The sequence below is a fragment of the Candidatus Omnitrophota bacterium genome (assembly GCA_028693815.1).
Lineage (GTDB): Bacteria > Omnitrophota > Gorgyraeia > Zapsychrales > Aceulaceae > Aceula.
The window spans coordinates 1-5,986 of sequence record JAQUUP010000044.1 but is presented as its reverse complement, the minus strand read 5'-3'; the positions used below and the strand labels follow the sequence as shown (position 1 = coordinate 5,986).

General features: G+C 34.5%; 3 protein-coding genes. All 3 read right to left on the bottom strand.

The window, feature by feature from the left end:
• Window positions 1-40: 40 nt before the first annotated feature.
• From PHY73_08680 to PHY73_08670, 3 genes are read right to left on the bottom strand one after another with little or no spacing between them, the layout of a single operon-like run.
• Window positions 41-3,091, bottom strand: a complete 3,051-nt coding sequence (locus PHY73_08680) for an efflux RND transporter permease subunit (protein MDD3375776.1) — start codon at window positions 3,089-3,091, stop codon at window positions 41-43.
• Window positions 3,084-3,770, bottom strand: a complete 687-nt coding sequence (locus PHY73_08675; GenBank protein ID MDD3375775.1) for a hypothetical protein — start codon at window positions 3,768-3,770, stop codon at window positions 3,084-3,086. Before PHY73_08675 ends, PHY73_08680 begins: the two co-directional genes overlap by 8 nt.
• Window positions 3,763-5,082: a TolC family protein gene (locus tag PHY73_08670; GenBank protein ID MDD3375774.1), complete on the bottom strand. Its 1,320-nt coding sequence runs from the start codon at window positions 5,080-5,082 to the stop codon at window positions 3,763-3,765. The genes PHY73_08675 and PHY73_08670 overlap by 8 nt, the downstream gene beginning before the upstream one ends.
• Between the last annotated feature and the right edge of the window lie 904 nt (window positions 5,083-5,986).

Below are 5,986 nucleotides of genomic sequence, written 5' to 3'. Positions count from 1 at the left end.
ATTTATCTTCATCCTTGTTTTTTTTACAACCCATAACGTTTTATTGATGAAAGAATTTATTTTGGAATCGAACAACATACCAAAAGGAAACCGGAGTAAAAATAAATGTAAAAACAATTGATGCCAACATGCCCCCTATCATAACTGTACCCATTGCAGATTTAAGAGGCACAACCGACCATAACTGCGGTAAAACTCCTAAAACAATAGCTAATGAAGTCATAATGATCGCGCGAAATTTCTCAGAAGCTCCCAGCCATAATGCATCAACAATAGGAACACCTTCTTTCATTTTTTGCAAAGTATAATCCAACAATAAAATAGAATTATTCACAACAAGGCCTACGAGCATAATCATTCCCAACATTGAAGCAACATTAATTGATTGATCTAAGAAAAAGAGTGCATAAAAAACTCCGATAAAAGATGTTACAACAGATAATAAAATAGGAAGGGGAAAAAAGAATGAATTCATAAGAGCGCACAAAAGCATAAATGTCAAAATAACAGCAAGCAAAAAAGCTTTTTCAGTTTCTCTCGAAGATTCATCTTGATATTCAGCGCTACCCGCATAAAGATAACCGTATCCGTCCTCAAAATTAATCTTTTTAAATGATTCATCTAGAACACCACTCACATATCCTGAATTAGACTTTGCAAGATATCCATACAAAACAATAATTCTATTCTTATCACGATGTTGAATCATTGGAACAGCCTTATCTTCTGTAATTTCTCCAAATTCGCTAATCGGGCTTAATCCTTTTTTAGAAATAACGTTTATCTGTCTGATGTCATCAAAATCCTGAATATAGTCCTTGTCCAATTGAACATTAATGTCATACTCTTCGCCTGCTTCTTTATAAACATTTGTATCGCTATCCCCATAAACAGAAGTTCGAAGAATACTTCCAACCTCTACATCTGTTAATCCTGAGGCCACTAATTTTTTTTGATCAGGAGAAAGAATAACTTCGCTCTTTGGAGTTTTGTATGAAGAATCGACCGAACGAAAATATCCTGTCTCTTCCATTAACCTTTTCATATCCTTAGAGATATTGATCATTTTTTGATAATCCCGACCATAGATATTAATCGTCATATCTGCTTGAATGCCACCCCTGGCTTCACCTCTCTCAAGATTAATTTCCGCATCTGGAATCTGTGCTACGAAAGGAACGATCTCCTGAATAATCTCTACATCACTCCTCTTTCTCTTTGCAAGAGGAACAAGATTAACAACAACTGCAGCATTCTCAACACCATTATCTCCAATAGATGTTAAAAGCGATTCTGTTTCAGGAATTTTCTCTAATCTTTTCTCAATAATATCTACTACTTCCAAAGTTCTTTCAATGGTAGACCCCTGTGGCATTTCAACGCTTACCGTAATCATATCCTCATCAGAATCAGGATAAAATTCATTACCAATATAAGGAATAATAAACTTAAGAGAGAAAAAGCAAAGGATCATTAAAATAACAGTTATTTTAGGAAACTTAAACGTCAGCTTAAAAATTTTATGATATTCATTCTTGAGACTTTTTATCCCAATATCAACAATTTTAACGAGCCACCTGAAAGGATTAAAAAAACGTGACTCTTTTTTTTCTAATCCTTCCTTTTCTCTGAGAATAAGACCACATAACATTGGCGTTAGACTAAATGAAGCAACAAGAGAAAAAATCGTAGCGTATATAACAGTCAAACCAAATGACTTCATAAACTGACCCACAATCCCACCCATTGAAGCAATTGGCGTAAACACAACCAGATTAGTTCCTGTGGACGCCAAAACAGCCGAAGCAACTTCCTTTGTCCCATTAATAGCAGCATCAACAGGACTCTCGCCTTTATCAATATGAACCAAAACATTTTCTACAATAATAATTGCATTTGCAATCAGAGTTCCCAGCGCCGTTGCAATAGCCAGAAGAGTCATGGCGTTAACAGTAAGTCCCGAAGCATTAACCAAAAACAATGCAGATATAATAGAAGAGGGAATCGTAATTGATGCAATAAACGTTAATCGAGGCTGTCCTGTAAAAACATATAAAATAAAAATTGTTAAAATAATACCTATAAGAATGTTTAAATAAGTTTGATTAGTTTCGCTAATAATGAAATCTGTCGTATCGGTAGCTATTTCTAATGAAACTCCTTTAGGGAGCAGTTTTCGAAATTCAGGAAGACGACGTTGAACTTCTCTAGAAATATCCACAGCATTTCCATCCGAAACCTTATTAAGAGACAAGCCGACTACATCTTTGCCGTTATAGCGTGCAATAGTTTCAACTTCTTTAAAGCTATCTTCAATACGCGCTATCTCCTTAAGAGGAAAATGACTTCCGTCACGAGAAACAATAATCATATCCGCGAGATCAGAAGGATTCTCAAACTCTCCTAAAAAACGTAAACTTACTGATGTTTTTGTCTTTTCGAGTAATCCACCTGGAATATTTTTATTCTTTGCTTTAATGCTATTAACAATGTCTGTAATTGTTAAATACCGCTGTTTCATCAACATCGGGTCAACAAAAACATTAATCTGCCTTTCTTTTCCTCCATAAAGATCAACATTTGCAACACCATCAACCGAAGAAAAATGATCTTTTAACTTTTTATCAGCAAACTCATAAAGATCTCTTCCATCAAGAGTTGTGCTAGAAAGAACAAGATCCATAACCGGCTCCATTAAAGGATCAAACTTCTCAATAACAGGCTTTTTGGCATCCTCAGGAAAATCATTTACAATAGCATCGACTTTATCCTTAACCTCAATAAACTTAATATTAACATCAGCAGATAAAAGAAATTCAATAGAAACATATCCAAAATTCTCATAAGAATAACTTTTTATCTTCTTTATTTCAGATAATTCCGCTACAGCATCTTCTATCTTATTAATAACAAGCGTTTCAACCTCAATTGGCGTTGCCCCAAGATAAGTTACTGTAGCCGTAACAATGGGAAAATCAATCTTAGGCTCTTTTTCAACGCGCAAACTAAAGATTGAAACAAAGCCTAAAAGAACAAAAACCAAAACAAACATAATTGTTGTTACTGGCTTTTTGACAAAAAACTCAATCATTATTTGTCTCCTGCTTTGATTCTGTCCTTAAAATATTTACCTTGTCACCTTCAATTAATATTGAAACCCCTTCGATAATAACCAAATCTCCTTCATTTAATCCTTGGGTTACCACCATGCCATAACCCCCTCTATCACCAACAAATATATCTTGTCGAACAGCCTTCCCGTTGTCTACCTTCCAAACAAAAGACTTCTCTCTTTCCTTATTGACAATTTCATCAGGAACGCAAATGACATCATTTAAAACATTGATACAAACGTCTACAATAGCCCATCCTTCAAAATCAATCGACTCTTCAAAAGAAACTTGAATTTTATACATTCCTTCATCAATAGAAATCTCATTGTCAATCATTGAAATAGACCCTTTAAACTTTTTCTTTTTTGTTTCAAAAATCACATCTTGTCCTATTTTAAGCTGACTTCGAAGATCTTTTGAAACATATGCCTCTAAAACACGATCAGAAATTTTCGATGCCGTTATTTTTATGTAAACAGAGATTTTTTCTTTTTTAATTTCGCGCACAATAACTGGTTTACCTTTTTCCTCCCATTCAGAAACAGCGCTTAAAACCATCTGATTTCTTTCTTTAAGAACGGCATGTTGCTTCCAAACAACCAAAAGAAAAAATACGAGAAGAACAAAAAAATATATCCAATTTATTTTTCTATTCATCAGCACTCCCTATCAGCGTTAATCTTTCTATTTGCGCTAAGGTTACGCTTAAATTAAATAAAGTCATCTCCTTATTAATCTTTGCACGAGTCCACTGAAGCTCAGCATCATTCAAATCTGTTAAAGATATTTGTCCTACCCCTAACAACTCCTGACTATATTTAAAGAATTCTTCCGCCCAATGAAGGGTTTCAATATCAGCTTTTAACGTATTTCGGTATTCTTGATATTTGCTAAGAGCCTGATCAAGCAAAAGCAAGTAATCCTTTTTTCCTTTTTGATATTCAAGATCTGCCTCTTGCTTATCCAATTTCGCCTGGTACAATTTTTCTCGATCAAATCCACCCGACCAAATCGGAATATCAATTTTAAGTCCAGCAACTCCGTAATCATTCATATCGCTATTTTCAACATAATGACTGTTGCTAGCCCCTTTACGATTCCAGGTTACAAAAGCAGAAATATCAGGAAAAAGCGCCGCTCTTTTAGAGATAATCAGTGATCTCTTTTGATCAATTATTTTTTCTAAAGCACGAATAGCTGGCTGATGATTATAAAGCAACATGGCCATTTCATTTCTATCAAAATCCAAATACATTTGTGCAAAGCCTTCGGTCAGTTGAATCACATCTTTTTTATCTGCACCAATTGCAACTTTCAAAGCATCCATAGCTGAAGCAAAATCAGCTCGTGCGTTGCTAACAATCGGAAGGCGAGACGAAATATCGGCAGATATTTTAATATTATCGTATTTAGAAACTCTGCCTTGAGAACTTCGGTCTTCTAATATTTCTTTATTTTCTTTTGCATTTTCATAAGATTCTTGCGCAATTTCAAGCGTTCTTTTTGAAAGACATACATTATAATATGCCAATTTTGTGTTATAAATAATACCCTGTTCTGTTGATTCTTTATCGTAACGACTAGCTTCGACCGCGCGTTTAGCAGCAGCAACCGCACTAGAAATTTTTCCAAAAGTAAACAATGTCTGCGATGCCGTTACGCCGAAATCCATCTCGTAATCTCGAACAGCGGCTGTTGTGGCCATATGCGGATATTGAAAATTATTGGCCCATTGTATAGAACCCGAGAATTGCGGCAAAACATAAGACAGCTCTTCTTTTTGCTCAGACTGTTGTTGCTTAACTTCATTATTACTAATTTGAAGGTCCTCGCTTGCATTAAGTGCCATTTTAATAGCATCGTGTAAAGAAAGAGACACCACCTTTCCTGTCTCCTGAGAAAAAACAAAGGAACTTGCAAGCAAAATAGTAAACAAAAAAACACTTATTATAATCTGTATTTTCTTCATTCTTAATCTTTCAATATATTGAAATCATAAATTAAAATCATTGATATATATATATAAATAAATAATAGAGATATTCTAATCTTTAATATTCTTTGTGTCAAAGACAAAAGTCTATAAAATTTATCGAGCCAATCAAGCACCAAAAAACCTAAAGCTATTAAAACTCCAGAAATTTAAAATTATTAGAAAACTTCATTATCTCATTTTTCGCGCTCCAGGCAGCAACAATACAAAAATATCTGCCCTAACCTTTTGACACGACAAGACATAAAAATAGCCCTGAATAGTTTAGCTACTCAGGGCTATTGGTATCTCTCTAATTAAATTTAGAGAGATTAAACTGGCTCCCCTCAAGTATCTAAGCCTTAAATCTATCTCCATATCAGATGCGCTTTATTATATAGAAAAAGATCAGATTGTCAATTATACAGCCGATTCAGAGATAAAGTTAGAGGAAAAATGCCTGCACTACGAAGCTTAAATATGATTTTTTAAAGCGAAGAAGTGTCCGTTTTGTCCACAATTTTCAGCCCGAGAAGTACATAACTATTTGATATATAATCAATTAAAAAATGTCCACCTCGACGGGGTGGACATTTGTTAAATAGGGGCATCTTCCCTTTTCTAGAGTATCATCAGGGCACATGTACGACCCCCTTTCAAAAATCCTATGCCGCAATTTTAATAAAAATGCCGAGAGAAATAGGGAATTTTTTACTGCTGAGAGGAATAAAAGCCTATCGTACAGGATGTTTCAAAAAGACCAGCATAAACATTTCAGAGATTCCTTACTTGCGGAATTTCCGAAAATATGCTATACTTTGATTAAGAAGGAGGATGAAACATGACTATTACAATGACAAGCAAAAACCAAATCACTTTACCAAAAAAGATTGTCGATGCA